Below are 16,033 nucleotides of genomic sequence, written 5' to 3' on the forward strand. Positions count from 1 at the left end.
ACGACACGCTGAAAGGTCGCGTCCAGCACCTCGCCAGCCAGCGCCGCCGCTCGCCCCACTGGATCATGCTCGAAGCGATCCAGCAGTACGTCGAGCGCGAAGAAGCCCGCGAGAGCTTCAAGCAGGAAGCCTTGGCGTCCTGGGCGGCCTACAAGGAAACCGGCCGCCACCTGACCGGCCAGGAAGTTCGCACCTGGTTGAACACCTGGGGCACCAATGACGAAAGGGCGGTGCCTGAGTGCCACAAGTAATCGTCACCGAAGGCGCGGCGGAAGGCTTGGAACGATGCCGGCGGTTCCTGGCCGTCAAGGCACCGGACGCCGCCAGGCGTGCCGGCCAGGCCATCGAGCGGCAATTCCTGCTGCTGGAGACGGCCCCCGACATTGGCCGGCCGTTCCCTGAAATGCCCGAGCTGCGCGAGCTGGTGATTGCCTTCGGTGATTCCGGCTATGTGGCTTTGTACCGCCACGAACCGGCCGACGATGCGGTGTATGTTCTGGCCTTCCGGCACCAGAAAGAGGCGGGCTACTGATGACCACCAAGACCGTGAGCGCCGCCGTGCCGGCGGCCGTGAAGGCCGAAGCTGCCGCCGTCGCGGCCGCGCACGGCATGAGCATGGCCGCGCTACTGCGCGAGCTGCTGGCCCGCGTAGCCGCCCGCGATGCTGAAACGCTGGCCTGGCTCGATAAGGCCCGCCGATGACCGACCCGAAGAACCTGGAAAGCTGGCTGCATGAGAAGGCCGGCCCGGCCTATGACGCATTGAAGGCCGATCCGGCCCGCGCCGTCACGGCTGACCAGGTGCGCCGCACGCTCGATGAGCTGCTGGCCGAGGCCGAAGCAGCCGGCCAGCATCCATTGCCGCCCGAGCAACGCGAATGGGTGGATGCGCCTGCCGTTGGCCGCGAGTGGCCGGCCTGTGAAACCCTGGAAGCCGACCAGGTGCGCGCACGCCTGCATGACGACGCAATGGCCGAAGCCTTCCGCAAAGACCCGGCCTATGCGGTGGAACTGCTGAACAGCATCCTTGAGGATGGCGACCAGGACGAATTGCTGATCGCGCGCCGCCAGATAACGGAAGCGTTTAGTGAAAGGGTCGCCGACATTGCCCTGGCTATCGCGCTGGCCCGCCGCGTCGATGCGGGCCTGGACCCGCTGACGCCCTTCGACCCGGCCGAACATCTGACCACGGCCGAGGCCGTGGCCGCGCTCCTTGCCGACGCCGAAGCCACCGGCGATGCGGCTTACATCGAGCACGCGCACCAGGTCGCAGCACGTGCGCGAACCATGCACGGCCTGGAAGGGTAGGGCTGGCCAGCATCGCCATTTCTGGCGGTGCTGCAGGAGGATCTCATCGCCGGAAATGACGATGCGAGATCCACGCCAAGGGAAAGGGCAGGGCGGCCGTCATCGCTCGATCTGGCGATGCTCGAGAACGCCGGCGCGCATCGTCGGAAACGGCGATGCAGGCCCGAAAACAACAAGGGCGGCCACTGGCCGCCCTTACTGTTCCTGGTGGGGCCTACGCGGTGAGTGACTGCCGCACCGCGTCCAGGGCCTGGCGGAAGTCGTCCCGCGTGGCTTGGCCCGTCTCGGCCTGGTAGTACAGCACCATGAACATATTGGCGACGGCTTCCGCCATCGGCGAGAGCTGCCGCGCCGCCTCTTGGTCGATCCAGTCCAGGGCCGCGAGCTGTGCGGCCGCATGATGGACTGCCTGGGTTGCGATTGCATTGGTAGGATTCAAAGTTGCCATGATTCACCTCTGTGGTAGGTGGGTTGTGGAAGTGTCGGCCGGCCCCACGCCGGCCGGCGCGCTTTACCGCTGGCCGCTGCTGTAGATGCCGGCGGCCTCGGCCAGCGGCGTGTTCCTGTTGCTGCCGCTGTAGCTGTTGCTCGATGACCTGGCCGCTGGCCTGGTGGCCTCGATGGCAGACGGGACAGGGCGATCAACGAAGGCCGCCACTTCCGCCGCTGCATCAAGCTCGGTTGATTGGTCGCCAGGCTGCTCAAACTCCACCGCCTGACGCTGCACCTGGTCGAGCGCCAGGCAGTCGAAAAATCCACTACGTTTCATAGTCACGCCTCCGATTTACCGTGCTCGCGGTTGGCGAACGCGGCCACTTCATCATCAGGATCGGCAGCGGCCGAATCGGCCCCTGCCAAGTTGTTGTCGCCGAATGTCGGCACCGCCTCGGCAGCGCCGGCCTGGTCGCTCTCCGCGCGCGCCCTGATCGCCGCCGCGATCTTCCCGCCGGTGGTGTCGGCGATGCGCTCGGCGGCGGCGGCGCGGATGCTGGCGGCCTTGGCCTTCGCAACCTCTCCGACGCCTTGCATCAGGTTCGCGCTGGCGTCGGCCGTCACGCGGCCCGCCGTGCCAAGCGCCGATGCGGCCGAGGCCAGCAAGCCGGGGCCGGTGCTGCCTGGTGCGGCCTGCTGGCCGCCTTGCTGGGCGTTCTTGTTGCCGGCGTCGTCGCCCCCTTTCGAGCTGGAACCGCCGCCCGATTTACCGGACTGCTGCCCATTGCCGCCACCCGAACCGCTGGCACCTCTGCCCGAGCTGCTGCCGAAACCGGCGGCCTGTGCAAGTGGTGTAGTGGTGCCTGCACCTGAGCCTGACCCGCCACCAAAGCCAGCAGCTTGCGCAAACGAGCCAGCATCGCTGCCGGAGTCGGAGCCACCGCCGAGCATGGGCATTCCGCCCGATTCACCGCCAGCGCTCGATCCTGCTTTCTCGAACGCTGCCTTGATCGCCGACATGCCGCCGGCGGCCGAGGCTGCACCACCCATCACGGCCGCACCAGCCACGCTTGCCGCACCGGCGGCCATGCTCGCCGCGCCCATAGCCGCACCGATGGCAGCACCCGCGCCGAAGTTGCCGATGCCACCCGCGCCGCCGATACCCGAGCCGGTGATGATGCCGGCGATGAGAGGGGGCACACGATTGACCAGCATGAGCAACGCCACGCAGAAAACCAGCATCACGCCCAGCTCTTCAAAGTTCAGCGTGCCGGTGTTCATCCTGGCGTAGAAGCTGGAAAGCAGGTCGTTCCCGATGCCGACCAGGAGCACCATCGTCATGATCTGCACGGCCACGCCCAGCACGGTCTTGTAGTAGTTGATCGCCATGTCGGACGTCCAACGCGAACCACCGAAGCCGAGGAAGAAGATGCCGGCGTACATCAGCAGCCAGCCCGAGACGAGCAGCAGCAGCATATTCACGGCGACAACTGCCAGCAGGATCAGGATGCCAACGCTCAAGGCCACACCGATGAAGCTATCCACGGGCGACCAGATCGACGAGTTTGTGAATGCCTGCTTCAAGATCATGAAGCCGATATCCACGATGCCCGAGGGTGTCACCGATGCCACCCCGGATGCCTGCTCACCGATCCGGGCCAGTGACTGGATGATCGAGTTGGCGAAGGCGGGGCCGTTGCGCAGCAGCCAGAGGAAAAAGCCGAAGAACAGAATGAAGCGGATGAACTCGGCGAAGAACTCGCCAATGTCGGCCTTGCGCAGCGCCATGAAGCCGAACGTGAAAACCAGCGAGATCGTGCCCAGCGTCCAGAACAGGAACATCGCGGCATTCATCACCACCGTCTGCCAGGACGTGGCCCGCGTGGCGAACTCCGTCACCACCTGGTCAAGCATCCCCTGGTTGGTGAGCTGGGCCGATGCAGCGGTGGAGTAGAGCGCGAGGGTGACGCCGATCAGCGCCGCCTTGTGCAGTGCTTTCATGGCTTCGCCCCCTTCTGGTCTTTCGGGTCGGCCAGTTCGAGCCAGTTCATGGGCTTCTCGGTCGGCGCGATGCCGCCGGCGGCTGGCGACCGACGCGAGCACAGCCCGGCGAATTTCTCGCGCGTGGCCCTGTCCTCGATCTTCTTGATCGCCTCGATCTGGCAATTGGTGTCATTGACCTCTGGCATGGGCGGGATGGCCGGCTTGTTGTCGCAGCCGGCCATCAGCACCACCACGAGGCCGGCAAGCAGCATCGTTTTCTTCATGGTGCAGGGCCTCCGTCAGCGGGTCAGTTCGAGCCAGTTTCTCGGGCTTGCCGTGCGCTCGATCCTGGATTCCCTGGAAGTCGCGCCGGCGGCCTGCTGCTGCGCTTCAAGGTCGGCCTGCGCCTGCATCCTGGCGGTAGCGGCGTTCTGCTGCGCGATCAGCAAGCCACGGATTTGCAGGAGCTGGTTCGCCTGGTTGGCGGCGAGCTGGTTGGCGAAGCCGATAGCCTGCATCTGGCCGGTCGCGCCTTGTGCGGCCGACTGGAGCCGTTCGAGCTGGCGAGCGTCGGCGGTAAGGTTGCGCTGCTGCTGCTCCAGACCCTTGAAAAGCGCGTCGTTCGCCTTCTTCTGGCTCTCGCTCGACAGGCGGCGGTTTTGCTCCATCGCGGCGCGCTCGGCATCCGAGCACCCGGCGGCCGAGAAGCACGGCGAGCTGCGGTAGTAGCTCACATCCTGGAATTTGCCCAGGTAGGCATCGAGACTGCCGAGCTGGTTCCTGTAGTAGTCCAGCGTGTTGACGGCATTCATCAGCCCGTTGATCGTGGACTGCGCCTGATCCCAGATGTAGGCCGCCGGGGCCATCGTGTTTTGCAGCATGTTCTCGTACTGCTGCAATTGGGTCTGGTACTGCTCGATCTGCTTGAGCGTCTGCGCCACCGACTCGATGGCCGTCATGACGTTCTGCACCAGGTTCCCGCCGTCGATGACGGGGATGCCGGCCTGCGCTGGGGTGATGATGATGCTGCCGGCCAGGACGGCGGCGAGCGCGGTTTTAGCCGCTAAAAGGCGGACGTGCTTCATGGTCGAGTTCCTCGATGTGATGAAGTGGCTGCTCTGAACCGCACCTAGAAGATGCGGAGCTGGGCCATCACAGAGACAGCTCGCCACGTCGCGCTGTCCGGTACCCGACCTTGGCGACACCGTTGCGCCCGGCCATTTTTGTTGAACATCGGTGTAGTGCTATCTAACGTCATTCGCGCCAGATAGCAAAATTATACATTAAGCACGCATAACGACAAGCACAAAAGCACGCAATCTATCGCCCGCGCCCCTTGCCCTTGTCCTGGCGTTTGGCCTTCTTGGCTTCCATCTGCGCCCGTAGCCGTGCCTGGCGCTGTTCCAGCTCGGACGGCGCGGGCTTGGCCGGCTGCTGCACTTTGGCCGGCGGCGGTGTCGGGGTGGCCTGGGTCGGTGCTTGTGCCGGCCGCTGGGCTTCGCCCTCGATGTGCAGCCCGTCGAGCTGGCCCAACGTGCGCAGGCCATGCCGGCGATGCGGTGGCGGTTCCTGGCCGACAGGGGGCACACCCAGCCGGCGCTTGGCCTGGGCCTTGGTGGCCTCGGCCTGCCGCCGGCTTTCCAGTGCCGGATCGGCGAAGGTGATGGGGAGCTGGGCATCGACGGCCGCCCGGATCACGGCAGCCTTGAACTCCACGCTGCCGCTGACAGTGATGCGCTCGCCGTAGCGTTCCATTGCCAGGCGCAGCGCCGCCGCCACGCCGGCGCGGTCGGCCTGGCTGGACACGGCCAGACGCTCGCCGTCATCGCGCACGGCCGAGCTGCCGGCGCGGTAGATGATCGTGCCCTTCTTCGTGATGCTGTCGATCACCGGGGTATGGCCGGGCTTCGCCTGGCCGTCGCCCTGGATGGTGTCGCCCTTGAGGCCCTGGGCCGCCTCGCGGGCGCGCAGCGCATCGAGCGCCTGGCCGTCGCCGGCCGTTGCCTGCTGCTTGAGCCAGTCGGCCCACGGCCGCCGGCGGTGCTCGTTGTAGATCGCCGCCCGCTCCTGGTCGTGGCGCTTGTGGATCGCCTCCAGGTCGGCCCGCAGCGCGGCGCTGGCCTGGGCATACAGCAGCTTCTTGGTCAGCCGGCCATCGGTCAGGTGCTTGATGGCCGCCCGCCGGGTGGCCGCCGCCTTCTTGGCGTTCTCGATGGCCCGATCCTTCCGGCGCTTCGCCTCGGCCAGCACGCCGGCCCTGGCGGCCGTGAGGGTCTGCTGTGCGCCCTTGTACCGGGCGTAAAGCTCGGTCGTGTCCAGGCCGCCGCGCAGACGCATCGGCCGGCCCTTCTGGTAGTTGCGCCGTGCCGGCGCGGCCTGGCGCTCGGGCGACGCCTCGAACGTGCCAAGCCGCTTTTCCAGGGCAGGCTTGGACAGGTCGCGGGCCAAGGTGCTGGCCTTGATGATCGTGCCGTCGCCGGCCTCGATGACCAGGCCGTTACCGCGTGCGCGCAGCGCCAGGCCGTTATCGCGCATGACCTGGTGCAGCTCGGCCCAGCTCGCCGCGCCCTTGATCTCGTCCAGGCACTCGCGCTTGATCCAGCCGACCAGGCTTTCCACGCCGGCGTGCTGCTCCAGGTCGCCGGCCCTGGCGGCCGCGCCGCGCTGGCGTGACTCGTGGTTGTCACGCTCCAGGCCGTAGTCGCGTTCCAGGGTCGTGCAGAGGTCGGCCAGCGCCCGATGCGAGTAGTACGGCTCCTGCATCGTGCCCCTGGTCGGGTGAATCTTGTTGATGGCGATGTGGATGTGCAGGTTGTCGGTGTCGTTATGCACGGCGCTGACGCGCTGATGCTCGCCCAGGCCCAGCCCGTCGCAGATGCGGGCCTCGATCTGCCGCAGGGTGTCGGCGCTCGGCTGCTCGCCGGCGCGAAAGCTGACGATCAGGTGATAGGTCTTGTCGCCCTTGGCCCGCGTGTTGGCCTGCTGGGTCGCCAGCACCTCGGTGATGGCATCGCGCACGGTGTCGGCGGCGCAGTTCGTGACCTGCACCTGGCCCAGCCGGTGGTCTTTGCTCTGCGCGTCGGTGACATACCGCACCAGGCCGGCGAAGTCGGACTTACCCAGCGAGCGCATGGGCACGTGCTTGGCGATCACGATTGTCCGCCTCGCGGCCGCACCACGCTTTCCGCGATGGTGCTGATCTTGTCCTGGGTCGCCTCGATCCGGGCCAGCAGCGCCCGGATGGTGTCATCGCCGAAGCGGGCCGTGCGCGGGTCGTCGGTCAGCCAGAGCTTGAGCAGGCCGCCCAGCCGGCCGAGGTCGCCATTCACGCGCACCAGGTCGCGCACGTTCTCGAAGTCGGTCACGCCTTTGACCTGGTAGCCCTGGCCGACCGCCAGCAGGTAGGCGGACGTGCTCATGCCGGCGGCCTGGGCGTTGGCCTCGATGGCGGCCCGTTCATCCGGCAGGCAATAGACCTTGATGGGCGTGCTGCCCTTCCTCGTTACCTTGTTCTCGTTGGCCTCCATCTTGGCGTCCTCTGTCGTTGCCGGCGGCCGCCGGCTGGCCCCGCAGGGCAGGATGCCCCGTTGAGCGCCGCAGGCGCGAATAAGGGGAAGTGAAGAGGATCACCATGCTTGCATGGTGGGCCTACTTCACACATCCTGCCCTCTATTCAGCATTGCATTCAATGCGGAAACTATACACGCGCCATTGTGGATTTGCATGGTATCTAGCAAGGAAACCTAGCGCCTATGGATGCAACACGGCAAAATGCAGGGGAATCCGCTTGCTTGCAGGACTTCACGCGCCGTTTCAGCGCATATTCCATGTGCTTTCCACTAGCTTTACACACATGAACCCGCGTGCATTACACAAACAGGAATGAAGCCGATGGGAACCCGATACACCGATGAACTTGCCGCCTGGGCCGATCAGAAGGCCGAGAAGAAGCGCCGCCAGGACGCGGCGGCAGTAGCGTTTCTGGCGGTGCGCGGGGATGTGGTCGAGGCAATGGAAGCCGGCTACGCGCTGACGACGATCTACGATCACATGCACGAAACCGGCCGGGTGAAAACCAGCTATGAGACGTTCCGCCGGCACGTCCAGCGGTTCATCAAGGCAGCGCCGGCCGACACCGCGCCGCCGACACCGAAGGCCGCCACCAGGTCGGCCAGCAACTCGCCGACCACCGTTCCAGCCGTCACGCCAAAGCCGGCCGTACCAGCTCCGGCCAGCCCTGCCAGCGAGCAAGCCGGGAAGATTCCCAGCTTCAATTTCAACCCGACGCCGAACAAAGAGGACTTGCTGTAAGCGCCCCAAGGGGCAAGTCGGACGCCAAGGGGAATATGCGTGCTGTTTGCCTTGCGTGCTTTTTAGCGGCTAAAGCGTGCCCCTCAAGTGTCAATGTGCTGCCTGGGCTTTATTGACACTTGAGGGGCGGTCGATCACTCGCCGCCGGGCTTTTTCCTGGTCGGCTTCGCCTCGGCCGCCGGCGGCGTGATGCGAGCCAGCAGCGCGGCCGATTGTTCCTTGAGCGTGTCGAGCTGCCCGGCCAGGCGGGCGGCTTCCTCGCGGGCCTGTGCGGCCGCCTTCGTGGCCTGGTCGCGCTCGGCCTGGGCGGCGGTGAGGCGTTCGGCCATGCGATGTGCCTCGCCCGCTGTGGCCTTGCGCTGTTCCTGGTGAGCTTCCTCGCTGGCCTCGGCCTTGGCCTGTACCTTCACCAGCTCGGCGCGCACCTGGTCGAGTTGAGCGGCGGCCGCCTGGCTGGCCTTCTGCTGTTCAGCCAGTGCCCCGCGTGCCTGGTCGGCGTCCTGGTGCGCCCTGTCCAGTTCCGTGCGCAGCTCGCCGGCCCGGCGCTCGATCTCTTGGGCGCGGGCCTCTGCCGTGTGCGCCTGTTCCTGGGCGGTAGCCAGTTGGCCGCGCAGCTCGTCGGCTTCGCCGCGTGCGGCCGCTTCGGCGGCCTCGATGGACGCCAGGCGGGATTGCAGGGCTTCCACGTCGCCGGCCAGTTTGTCGGCCAGCTCGGTTGCCTCGTTGCGGTCGGCTTCCAGCTCGGCGCGGGCCTTCTCCAGCCCTTCCCGCTCAACGGCAAGGCGGGCGTTCGCCAGGTCGAGGGCGATTGTCCATAGGTCGCTGCCCAGTTCGGCCAGGCGGTCGGCGACGGCCTGGGGCGCAGGCTCGCGCAGGGGCGCGGCGGCGGTGGCCTGGCGGGCCTTCCACTCGTTCAGGGCCGGGGAAATGGTTGTGTAGCTCCCGCCGGTGATCTGCCGGATTGCCTCAAGCGTGGGCTTCTGGCCGGCGGCGGCCAAGTCGTCGGCGGCGGAAAAAATCTGCTCTTTCGTGACTGCCATAGCGGTTGCTCCTGTATGAAATGTAGTGTTGTAGTATGTTGTATGATACTACTACATACTACAATTTACAAGCCCTACAGGAAAATACTACGCCGCTACCCTGGGGCCAGCCCGGCCGCGAGCGCGTGACGGTCGAAATTCGGCCCTGGAAGGCCCGTAGAGGCGTTTTTAGGGGGTCGGCGGCCCTACCCCCTGGCCTCGGCCGGTTTCGCGCCTCCTGGGCGCTCCTGGGTGGCCTGGCCGTGGTGCGCTTGGGCCTGCATCGTTGGATGTGGCGATGCTGGCCAGCTCGCCCGCCCTTTTTCTTGGCGTTCAACCTGCGGCCTTCCAGCTCGCGCCGGCGGTCGAGATTGGGCACGACCTCGGCAAACCGCTTTTCCTGCTAAACCTGCTTTTCTTGGGCTGTCGAGTTGCCGCGGTGCTCGATGAGTGTGCAGGCGGTGGAGCTGTCACCGGCGCGGCTTGCCGCGCTCTTGGTAAGCCAGTCCTGGCCGTTAGGCCAGGCACGATTGCCGGAGGGGGAGCCGGCGAAGCCGGGGGAACCCCGCAGGGGTGCCCCGCCGAAGGCGCAGGCCGGCGCCGTAGGCGACGGGGCGGAGGGCCGAAGGCCCGGAGGGTAGGCGCGCCCGTAGGGCGTTGCGGCGGTTCGGTTTGCGCTGTCGGTTGAGTTTTCCACCGATTTGGCCTGCCTATTACCAGCAATAAATTTATAGGAAAGACATTAAAGGCAAACCTTACAGGTTTAGGGGGGGGGCGATTTCACGAACCAGGGGGGGGGCGATTTCACGTGGATAAGCCACCCAAGGGGGGGCGATTTCACGAACCAGGGGGGGGCGATTTCACGTGGATAAGTGCGGCTATCCACAGGGTTTGTCCCCAGTTCAGGGCCTGGCCGAGGGGTGTGTGCCTGGTCAGCCCTGAAACGACGCGGCCGCCTCGATCTCGGGGCGGCCGGTGCGGTGCTGTAAGGGGGGGGGCGATTTCACGAAGTTTAGCTAAACCGTGGGGCCGCCCTTGTAGGGGATGGGCGGTGGCGAGCCGATCAGCAGCACGCCGCCGGTGACAGGCTTCACCCTCGCTTGCGGATAGACGGCCAGCACCTTCTTGAGCGCCGGCAAAAACTCCTTCTTGAAGTCCTTGTCGGGGTCTTTGCCTCGGTACTCCTGGGCGAACTGCTCGCGCAGCGCCTTCCAGTGCAACGTCACACCTCGGCCTTCGATGCGGTGCAGTCGGTGGGCCAGCCACGCATACACGTCCAGGGCCAGCGCGGAACCTTTCAGGGCGTGCAGAGCGCGATTGTCCAGCGGCACGGCGCTTTCGATCAGGGAGCCGTAGTAGTCCTCTGACAGCACCATGACGCCGGGCCATAGGGCGCGCTGCTGCGTGTCCTTGTTCGACACCCAGGCGTCGAATTGCTGCACCGGCTGGCCGTTGTAGGTGCGCCCCTTGAACCCGAGTTGCAGGCGAGCGGCGGCAAGGGCGTGCATCTGCTTCCGTAGCGTCGTGTAGCGGCGGCCGTCGCTCTCCATCCCCATCAGCCGCAGGAACTCGGCGGCACTGTCGCCGATGGGAATCTCCCGCTCCTTGTTGCGCACGGCGAAGGTGGAAACCCACGCCAGACCAAGCCGGGGCATGACGCCATAGGGGATAGGTTGCAGCACCGGCCCCTTCCCTTCGTCCAGATAGCCGGCCTGGACATTGACCCAGGCCGCGCCGGACTGTCGCATGAACTCACGGCCTTCGACCTTGGCGCGAGGCAAACCGACCTGGCACAGCACCGCATGAGTGAAAGCCATGTCCTCGCCGGCCGGCGGGGTGGTGGCAATCTCCGCGCTGGCCTCGATCAGCTTCTGGTCGGCCCCGGTCAAGATGAGGCCGGCCGGCGTGATCTTCTTGGTTTGGCGCTTCGGCGGCGGCAATGCTGCCTTGGCCTGCGCCTGGGCCACCAGGTCGCCCATGATCTCGCCGATCTGCTGCGCGCCCTGCCCTTCTCGCTTCTTGGTCATGCTGGTGGCCCTCCTTTAGCGGCTAAAAGTCAATGGCCGTGCCGCTTCTCGTACTCATCGAAGGCCAAGCGCAGCAGCTCGTTCAGCTTGAGGTCGTGATTGGCTGCGAACACGCGGAAGCGGCGGCGAAGGTCGGCCGACACGCGAAAGTTCAGCGGCACATTGTTGGCCTCTGCTTCCTCGGCCGGCGCTGCGCTGCGGGCTGGCACGTTGGCAACTGGCGCGGCCTGGCCCTTGGTTGCGACCAGGCCGGAAAGGTCGGCGGGTTTCTTGGCTGCCATTTATACGGTTTCCTTCTTTTTGGTTTTCGTCTTTACGTGCAAGCGTTCAAGCACGAAAGACAATAATTGTCGCATTTCCTCGGCGCTTCGGCTCTTGGCGTCTGTCTCGCTCACTGTGCGGCCATCGACCATCGAGGCCGCGTAATCCACGCGGTCATGCACGATTGCCGGAGCCACGGCCCCATGCGCTGACAGGGCGGCGACGGCCTGCACGGTCAGCCTGGCGGTCGGCTTGGCCTGGGTGACGGCAAAGGCGAACGGCCGGCCGGCTTCCTGAGCAATATCCACGGTGCTGCCAACAGCGCGCAGGTCGTGCGGGCTGGGCCTCGTCGGGATCAGCACCAGGTCGGCCAGCTTCACCACGTCGCGGATGGCGGCCGTAATCGCCGGCGGCGTGTCGATGACGGCCAGCTTGAACCCTGCCGCTGCCAGGCCCTCTAGCTTCGTCGCCAGCTCGGCCAGGCTGGCCGATGCCAGCGCGGGCGTATCGGCCTCGCGCGAGTTCCACCAGGCCGACAGCGAGCCTTGCGGGTCGGTGTCGATCAGGACTGCCGGCCCTGCGCCCTCCTGCTCGGCTGTGACGGCCAGGTGAGCGGCAAGGGTAGTCTTGCCCGCGCCGCCCTTCTGGCTTGCTATGACGATGGTTTTCATTCTGCTTTGCGTGCCTCCGAGCTAAGACAATATGGCAATTATACGCCATTAACGCATAGCAGCAAGCACAAAAGCACGCAAAGCAGATAATTTTAGCCGCTAAAGTTTGCGCCGCCGCGCCCGCTCGGTGTCTGCCAGGTCGCCGGGCCACGTCGCCAGCTCGTCATCGGTGAGGCCCGCCAGGATTTGCGGCAGGTTTTGGGTTCGGTACGGGGGCATCGGCAGATCAGCGGCCGGGCCTTCATCATCATCTAGGAAAGCCGGCTCGGGCAGCTCGGCCGCGCCCTGCTCCACGTCGGCCGCCTCGCCGGCGTCGGCCTCGGTCAATGCGTCCTCCACGAAAGCGCCATGCCTGGCCGCCTCGGCCTGGCTCATGTCACGGCTGGCCCATATCCGTTTGACCTGGGCCACGCTGCACCCGGCCAGCTTGGCCGTCTCCGCGATGCTCTGGCCGATGCTGCGCAACGCGATCACCTGGGCGCGTAGCTTCGGATCGGCCCGCCGTCCCTTGTAGCGGCCGTCCCGCTTCGCCAGCTCGATGCCCTGGCGCTGCCGCTCGCGCCTGTCCTCGTAGTCGTCGCGGGCCATCTGTAGGGCCAGCTTCAAAAGCATGTCCTGGACGGATTCCAGGACGATCTTGGCGACGCCCTGGGCCTCGGCCGCCAGGTCGGATAGATCGACCACGCCAGGGACGGCCAGGCGCGCACCCTTGGCCCGGATCGAGGCCACCAGGCGCTCGGCCTCGGGCAAGGGTAGGCGGCTGATGCGGTCGATCTTCTCGGCAATGACCACCTCGCCCGGTTGCAGGTCGGCCACCATGCGCAGCAGCTCGGGCCGGTCAGCGCGTGCGCCGCTGGCTTTCTCGCGGTAGATGCCGGCCACGTAGTACCCGGCGGCCTTCGCGGCCGTGATGATCCCTTCCTGGCGTTCAAGGTCTTGCGCGTCGGTGCTGACGCGCAGATAGACCCGCGCCACCATCGGCGCGGCTGCTGGCTTCGTCCTGCTCATGCTGGCTCCTTTGGGCATACCTGAATGCGCCTATCGTAGTGTCGTTTTCAGAAGGCGACTGCACCGGTTCATTGGGTTGGCCGTACCGAGTGCATAGGACTGCTGACACGACCTGTTCAGTAGTCGTATGCACGAGCCGCCGCGAGGGGATGGGATTGCTCAGGAGTCCCCTGCACGATGCTGTCTTGCGCCGTCACTTTACTAACCATAAACACCCTTTGTATGCCTTAGACAGAATTACGGGTTAAGTGACAATTTTTGACGACCGGCACGTTCTGGCTCACACTGTCACATAATCGAACGTATATGTGACAGGCGAAGAGATGTTGATCGGCTATATGCGGGTGTCGAAAGCGGACGGATCCCAATCCACCAATTTGCAGCGCGATGCGCTCATCGGCGCCGGCGTGAGTCCTGCCCATCTCTACGAGGATCTGGCATCAGGCCGACGCGATGATCGCCCAGGGTTGGCTGCTTGCCTGAAGGCGCTTCGTGAAGGGGATACGCTGATCGTATGGAAGCTCGATCGGCTCGGCCGCGATCTGCGCCACCTGATCAATACCGTGCACGACCTGACTGCGCGTAGCGTGGGACTGAAGGTCCTGACCGGTCACGGTGCAGCGGTCGACACGACGACTGCCGCCGGCAAGCTTGTGTTCGGCATTTTTGCTGCGCTGGCAGAGTTCGAGCGGGAGTTGATTTCCGAGCGAACGGTCGCCGGGCTTGTCTCGGCGCGCGCTCGCGGCAGGAAAGGGGGGCGCCCCTTCAAGATGACCGCCGCCAAGCTACGCCTGGCGATGGCCAGCATGGGGCAACCGGAAACCAAGGTGGGCGATCTCTGCGAAGAACTGGGGATTACCCGGCAGACGCTCTACCGGCATGTGTCACCCAAGGGAGAGCTGCGACCAGACGGCGTAAAGCTGCTCTCCCGAGGTTCAGCCGCATAGTAGCGGCGACCTGGAACGAGGCTGTTCAGTGCGGCAACGATCCGATTGCCGGTGTCGACCCGATGCAGCCGTCCAGCTTTGACGGAAGCTGTCGTTCAACGCCGAAGTTAAGTCGTGCCGCGAAGCGGCATCGGCTTGAACGCATTGTTAGACATCATTGCCGAGCACCTTGGTGATCTCGCTTTTCATGAAGTGAATAAATTCTTCCAACTTATCTGCGCGCAAGACCGAGCGATCTTCCTCTTGCCCAAGATAAGCCTGTCTAGCTTCAAGCAAGACAGACTGATGCTGGGCAGGTAGATGTTCCATTGCCCAGTTGGCAGCGACATCCTTCGGCGCGATTTTACCAGTTGCTGCGCTGTACCAAATGCGGGACAACGTAAGCACTACATTTCGCTCATCGCCGGCCCAGTCGGGCTGCGAGTTCCATAGCTTCAAGGTTTCATTCAGCGCCTTGATTAGATCTTGTTCAGGAACTGGATCAAAGAGTTCCTCCGCCGCCGGACCTACCAAAGCCACGCTATGTTCTCTCGCTTTCGTTAGCAAGATAGCCAGATCGATGTCGATCGTGGCTGGCTCGAAGATACCCGCAAGAATGTCATTGCGCTGCCATTCTCCAAATTGCAGTTCGCGCTTGGCTGGATAACGCCACGGCATAATGTCTTCGTGCACGACAATGGTGACTTCTATAGCGCGGAGAATCTCACTCTCGCCTGGGAAAGCCGAAACCTCCAAAAGATCGTTGAACAAAGCTCGCCGCGTTGTGTCATCAAGCCTTGCGGTCACAGTAACCAGCAAATCAATATCACTGTATGGCTTCAGGCCGCCATCCACTGCGGAGCCGTACAAATGTACGGCAAGCAACGTCGGTTCCAGATGGTGCTCGATAACACTAAGCACCTTGGATAGTTGCGTCGAAATTTCGGCGGTCACTGAGTCCCTCATGATGTCTAACACCTGAATTAAGCCGCGCCGCGAAGCGGCGTCGGCTTGAATGAATTGTTAGATGCCAGCCCGATCAATGTGCGCTGACCTTGGATAGCAGATTTAGAACGGCGACGCCACTAACGATAAGTCCCATGCCAACGAACGCCCACAAGTCTAGTTTCTGGCCATGGAAGATCCAAGCGATAGCTGCCACAAGTACGATGCCGAGGCCAGCCCAAACAGCATAAGCAATGCCGACCGGGATGGACTTGATTGCGAGAGAGAGGAAATAGAACGCAAGCCCGTAGCCAGCCACAACTACAACAGAAGGAACTAACTTGGTGAATCCATGGCTGGACTTCAGTGCGGAAGTTGCGACGACCTCACCAAATATTGCAATAGCCAGAAAGAGCCAGTTCTTCACGTGCAATCTCCTCTACGGTATGAAGGATAAATAGTGGTGGCTATGAGTTGCCAAAAACAGTCTTGCGGCTGTCGATTTTCTGTGAGCATACGCAACGCCAAATCTGGCATCTAACTTTGTTTTAGGGCGACAGTTCTGCCGCATAACATCGGGATGTCGGATAACATGTTCTGCAACCTTCTGTTTAGAATAAGAAATATCGCGCAAGGCAAGATAACAACGCAGGTAAAGCAGCAGCTGGCATGGTGTGTGGTCTGATCGATTCCGGGCACAGGCGTATAGCATATCCTCCCGCCGGGGTGGCCGCTATCCGGAGCGCTTGATGACCGGCCGCTCCTGGCCGCCTGCCGCCCGTCATTCCCTGATGGGTTCAACCCCCTTTGCTGCTGTAGTGCATTCGGCTTCTGACATTTGGCGCAGCCGTCTTCTGAAAACGACACGTAGCCCGGCAGGCTCATTTATCAAAGCACGATCTATATGCGCCTAGCTCAAAACACCAGCCTTAAAGAGCCTTTTCAAGACAGTTTCAGCGCGATGGACTCGGGGGCAGGGAAGGGCTATTATCACTAGGTATTACTATGTGATAAGAGGCCCACTATGGCAACGTCTCTCAAGATCGACGACACGCTGAAAGGTCGCGTCCAGCACCTCGCCAGCCAGCGCCGCCGCTCGCCCCACTGGATCATGCTCGAAGCGATCCAGCAGTACGTCGAGCG

At 64.1% G+C, this 16,033-nt stretch carries 20 protein-coding genes and 1 pseudogene; 7 read left to right on the forward strand and 14 right to left on the reverse strand.

Annotation, left to right across the window (positions count from 1 at the left end; translation table 11 throughout):
• The 4 genes and pseudogenes from QQK43_RS20700 to QQK43_RS23660 form a co-directional block, all read left to right on the forward strand.
• On the forward strand, positions 1 to 251 hold a 251-nt coding region (locus QQK43_RS20700), incomplete at its 5' end, for a CopG family ribbon-helix-helix protein (RefSeq protein WP_370465327.1).
• A 26-nt stretch (positions 252 to 277) separates the two neighbouring features.
• Complete coding sequence (locus tag QQK43_RS20705) at positions 278 to 532, forward strand: type II toxin-antitoxin system RelE/ParE family toxin (protein ID WP_005934365.1); 255 nt, start codon at positions 278 to 280, stop codon at positions 530 to 532.
• Complete coding sequence (locus tag QQK43_RS20710; protein WP_165601277.1) at positions 532 to 702, forward strand: hypothetical protein; 171 nt, start codon at positions 532 to 534, stop codon at positions 700 to 702. The genes QQK43_RS20705 and QQK43_RS20710 overlap by 1 nt, the downstream gene beginning before the upstream one ends.
• A gap of 14 nt (positions 703 to 716) precedes the next feature.
• A pseudogene (locus tag QQK43_RS23660) lies at positions 717 to 815 on the forward strand (transcriptional regulator); the annotation flags it as partial.
• 706 nt (positions 816 to 1,521) lie between these two features.
• Here the strand turns inward: QQK43_RS23660 and QQK43_RS20720 are convergent.
• The 7 genes from QQK43_RS20720 to traJ form a co-directional block, all read right to left on the reverse strand.
• A complete protein-coding gene (locus QQK43_RS20720) occupies positions 1,522 to 1,755 on the reverse strand; it encodes a type I toxin-antitoxin system ptaRNA1 family toxin (RefSeq protein ID WP_011997484.1) in 234 nt (77 codons plus the stop codon).
• A 63-nt stretch (positions 1,756 to 1,818) separates the two neighbouring features.
• On the reverse strand, positions 1,819 to 2,076 hold the full coding sequence (locus QQK43_RS20725) for a hypothetical protein (RefSeq protein ID WP_054471488.1): 258 nt from the start codon (positions 2,074 to 2,076) through the stop codon (positions 1,819 to 1,821).
• A gap of 2 nt (positions 2,077 to 2,078) precedes the next feature.
• Entirely contained in the window at positions 2,079 to 3,740 is a 1,662-nt protein-coding gene (gene trbL / locus QQK43_RS20730) for a P-type conjugative transfer protein TrbL (RefSeq protein ID WP_054471489.1), read from the reverse strand.
• Complete coding sequence (gene trbK, locus QQK43_RS20735; protein WP_054471490.1) at positions 3,737 to 4,006, reverse strand: entry exclusion lipoprotein TrbK; 270 nt, start codon at positions 4,004 to 4,006, stop codon at positions 3,737 to 3,739. Before trbK ends, trbL begins: the two co-directional genes overlap by 4 nt.
• Before the next feature lie 15 nt (positions 4,007 to 4,021).
• Positions 4,022 to 4,807, reverse strand: coding sequence for a P-type conjugative transfer protein TrbJ (trbJ, locus tag QQK43_RS20740; protein WP_054471491.1), 786 nt, complete (start codon positions 4,805 to 4,807; stop codon positions 4,022 to 4,024).
• Positions 4,808 to 5,042: 235 nt separating this feature from the next.
• Positions 5,043 to 6,875, reverse strand: coding sequence for a TraI/MobA(P) family conjugative relaxase (gene traI, locus QQK43_RS20745; protein WP_054471492.1), 1,833 nt, complete (start codon positions 6,873 to 6,875; stop codon positions 5,043 to 5,045).
• A complete protein-coding gene (gene traJ, locus QQK43_RS20750) occupies positions 6,872 to 7,249 on the reverse strand; it encodes a conjugal transfer transcriptional regulator TraJ (protein ID WP_054471493.1) in 378 nt (125 codons plus the stop codon). The genes traI and traJ overlap by 4 nt, the downstream gene beginning before the upstream one ends.
• A 355-nt stretch (positions 7,250 to 7,604) precedes the next feature.
• Here traJ and QQK43_RS20755 point away from each other — a divergent pair, with 355 nt between their 5' ends.
• Entirely contained in the window at positions 7,605 to 8,033 is a 429-nt protein-coding gene (locus tag QQK43_RS20755; protein ID WP_250209157.1) for a TraK family protein, read from the forward strand.
• A 134-nt stretch (positions 8,034 to 8,167) separates the two neighbouring features.
• Here QQK43_RS20755 and QQK43_RS20760 read toward each other — a convergent pair whose 3' ends face one another.
• From QQK43_RS20760 to QQK43_RS20780, 5 genes are all read right to left on the reverse strand, one after another.
• On the reverse strand, positions 8,168 to 9,073 hold the full coding sequence (locus QQK43_RS20760; RefSeq protein WP_011997491.1) for a DNA-binding protein: 906 nt from the start codon (positions 9,071 to 9,073) through the stop codon (positions 8,168 to 8,170).
• A gap of 995 nt (positions 9,074 to 10,068) precedes the next feature.
• Positions 10,069 to 11,079: a replication protein RepA gene (locus tag QQK43_RS20765; RefSeq protein ID WP_082371061.1), complete on the reverse strand. Its 1,011-nt coding sequence runs from the start codon at positions 11,077 to 11,079 to the stop codon at positions 10,069 to 10,071.
• Between the two features lie 29 nt (positions 11,080 to 11,108).
• Complete coding sequence (locus QQK43_RS20770; RefSeq protein WP_033446822.1) at positions 11,109 to 11,360, reverse strand: ribbon-helix-helix protein; 252 nt, start codon at positions 11,358 to 11,360, stop codon at positions 11,109 to 11,111.
• Complete coding sequence (locus QQK43_RS20775; RefSeq protein ID WP_054471494.1) at positions 11,361 to 12,011, reverse strand: AAA family ATPase; 651 nt, start codon at positions 12,009 to 12,011, stop codon at positions 11,361 to 11,363.
• Positions 12,012 to 12,110: 99 nt separating this feature from the next.
• Positions 12,111 to 13,019 (reverse strand): recombinase family protein, encoded by a 909-nt coding sequence (locus tag QQK43_RS20780; RefSeq protein WP_054484123.1) that lies wholly within the window; start codon positions 13,017 to 13,019, stop codon positions 12,111 to 12,113.
• Positions 13,020 to 13,342: 323 nt separating this feature from the next.
• Between QQK43_RS20780 and QQK43_RS20785 the strand changes: the two genes are divergently transcribed.
• On the forward strand, positions 13,343 to 13,966 hold the full coding sequence (locus QQK43_RS20785) for a recombinase family protein (protein WP_011222094.1): 624 nt from the start codon (positions 13,343 to 13,345) through the stop codon (positions 13,964 to 13,966).
• Positions 13,967 to 14,113: 147 nt separating this feature from the next.
• On the opposite strand, the gene QQK43_RS20790 is transcribed toward QQK43_RS20785, so the two are convergent.
• Together QQK43_RS20790 and qac are read right to left on the reverse strand one after the other, a co-directional pair.
• Positions 14,114 to 14,911: an ANT(3'')-Ia family aminoglycoside nucleotidyltransferase AadA13 gene (locus tag QQK43_RS20790; protein WP_001424636.1), complete on the reverse strand. Its 798-nt coding sequence runs from the start codon at positions 14,909 to 14,911 to the stop codon at positions 14,114 to 14,116.
• 73 nt (positions 14,912 to 14,984) lie between these two features.
• A complete protein-coding gene (qac, locus tag QQK43_RS20795; protein ID WP_015059047.1) occupies positions 14,985 to 15,317 on the reverse strand; it encodes a quaternary ammonium compound efflux SMR transporter QacL in 333 nt (110 codons plus the stop codon).
• Positions 15,318 to 15,914: 597 nt separating this feature from the next.
• Between qac and QQK43_RS20800 the strand changes: the two genes are divergently transcribed.
• The coding region (locus QQK43_RS20800; RefSeq protein WP_284309305.1) for a CopG family ribbon-helix-helix protein at positions 15,915 to 16,033 on the forward strand (119 nt) is incomplete at its 3' end.

Source organism: Hydrogenophaga electricum (genome assembly GCF_030160815.1).
Classification (GTDB): Bacteria; Pseudomonadota; Gammaproteobacteria; order Burkholderiales; family Burkholderiaceae_C; genus Hydrogenophaga; species Hydrogenophaga electricum.

Excerpts from the sequence above, each read along its gene's own strand:
- QQK43_RS20710 (WP_165601277.1), top strand. The coding sequence starts at position 532 with ATGACCACCAAGACCGTGAGCGCCGCCGTGCCGGCGGCCGTGAAGGCC.
- QQK43_RS20720 (WP_011997484.1), bottom strand. The coding sequence starts at position 1,755 with ATGGCAACTTTGAATCCTACCAATGCAATCGCAACCCAGGCAGTCCAT.
- QQK43_RS20725 (WP_054471488.1), bottom strand. The coding sequence starts at position 2,076 with ATGAAACGTAGTGGATTTTTCGACTGCCTGGCGCTCGACCAGGTGCAG.
- trbL (WP_054471489.1), bottom strand. The coding sequence starts at position 3,740 with ATGAAAGCACTGCACAAGGCGGCGCTGATCGGCGTCACCCTCGCGCTC.
- trbK (WP_054471490.1), bottom strand. The coding sequence starts at position 4,006 with ATGAAGAAAACGATGCTGCTTGCCGGCCTCGTGGTGGTGCTGATGGCC.
- trbJ (WP_054471491.1), bottom strand. The coding sequence starts at position 4,807 with ATGAAGCACGTCCGCCTTTTAGCGGCTAAAACCGCGCTCGCCGCCGTC.
- traJ (WP_054471493.1), bottom strand. The coding sequence starts at position 7,249 with ATGGAGGCCAACGAGAACAAGGTAACGAGGAAGGGCAGCACGCCCATC.
- QQK43_RS20755 (WP_250209157.1), top strand. The coding sequence starts at position 7,605 with ATGAAGCCGATGGGAACCCGATACACCGATGAACTTGCCGCCTGGGCC.
- QQK43_RS20760 (WP_011997491.1), bottom strand. The coding sequence starts at position 9,073 with ATGGCAGTCACGAAAGAGCAGATTTTTTCCGCCGCCGACGACTTGGCC.
- QQK43_RS20765 (WP_082371061.1), bottom strand. The coding sequence starts at position 11,079 with ATGACCAAGAAGCGAGAAGGGCAGGGCGCGCAGCAGATCGGCGAGATC.
- QQK43_RS20770 (WP_033446822.1), bottom strand. The coding sequence starts at position 11,360 with ATGGCAGCCAAGAAACCCGCCGACCTTTCCGGCCTGGTCGCAACCAAG.
- QQK43_RS20775 (WP_054471494.1), bottom strand. The coding sequence starts at position 12,011 with ATGAAAACCATCGTCATAGCAAGCCAGAAGGGCGGCGCGGGCAAGACT.
- QQK43_RS20780 (WP_054484123.1), bottom strand. The coding sequence starts at position 13,019 with ATGAGCAGGACGAAGCCAGCAGCCGCGCCGATGGTGGCGCGGGTCTAT.
- QQK43_RS20785 (WP_011222094.1), top strand. The coding sequence starts at position 13,343 with ATGTTGATCGGCTATATGCGGGTGTCGAAAGCGGACGGATCCCAATCC.
- QQK43_RS20790 (WP_001424636.1), bottom strand. The coding sequence starts at position 14,911 with ATGAGGGACTCAGTGACCGCCGAAATTTCGACGCAACTATCCAAGGTG.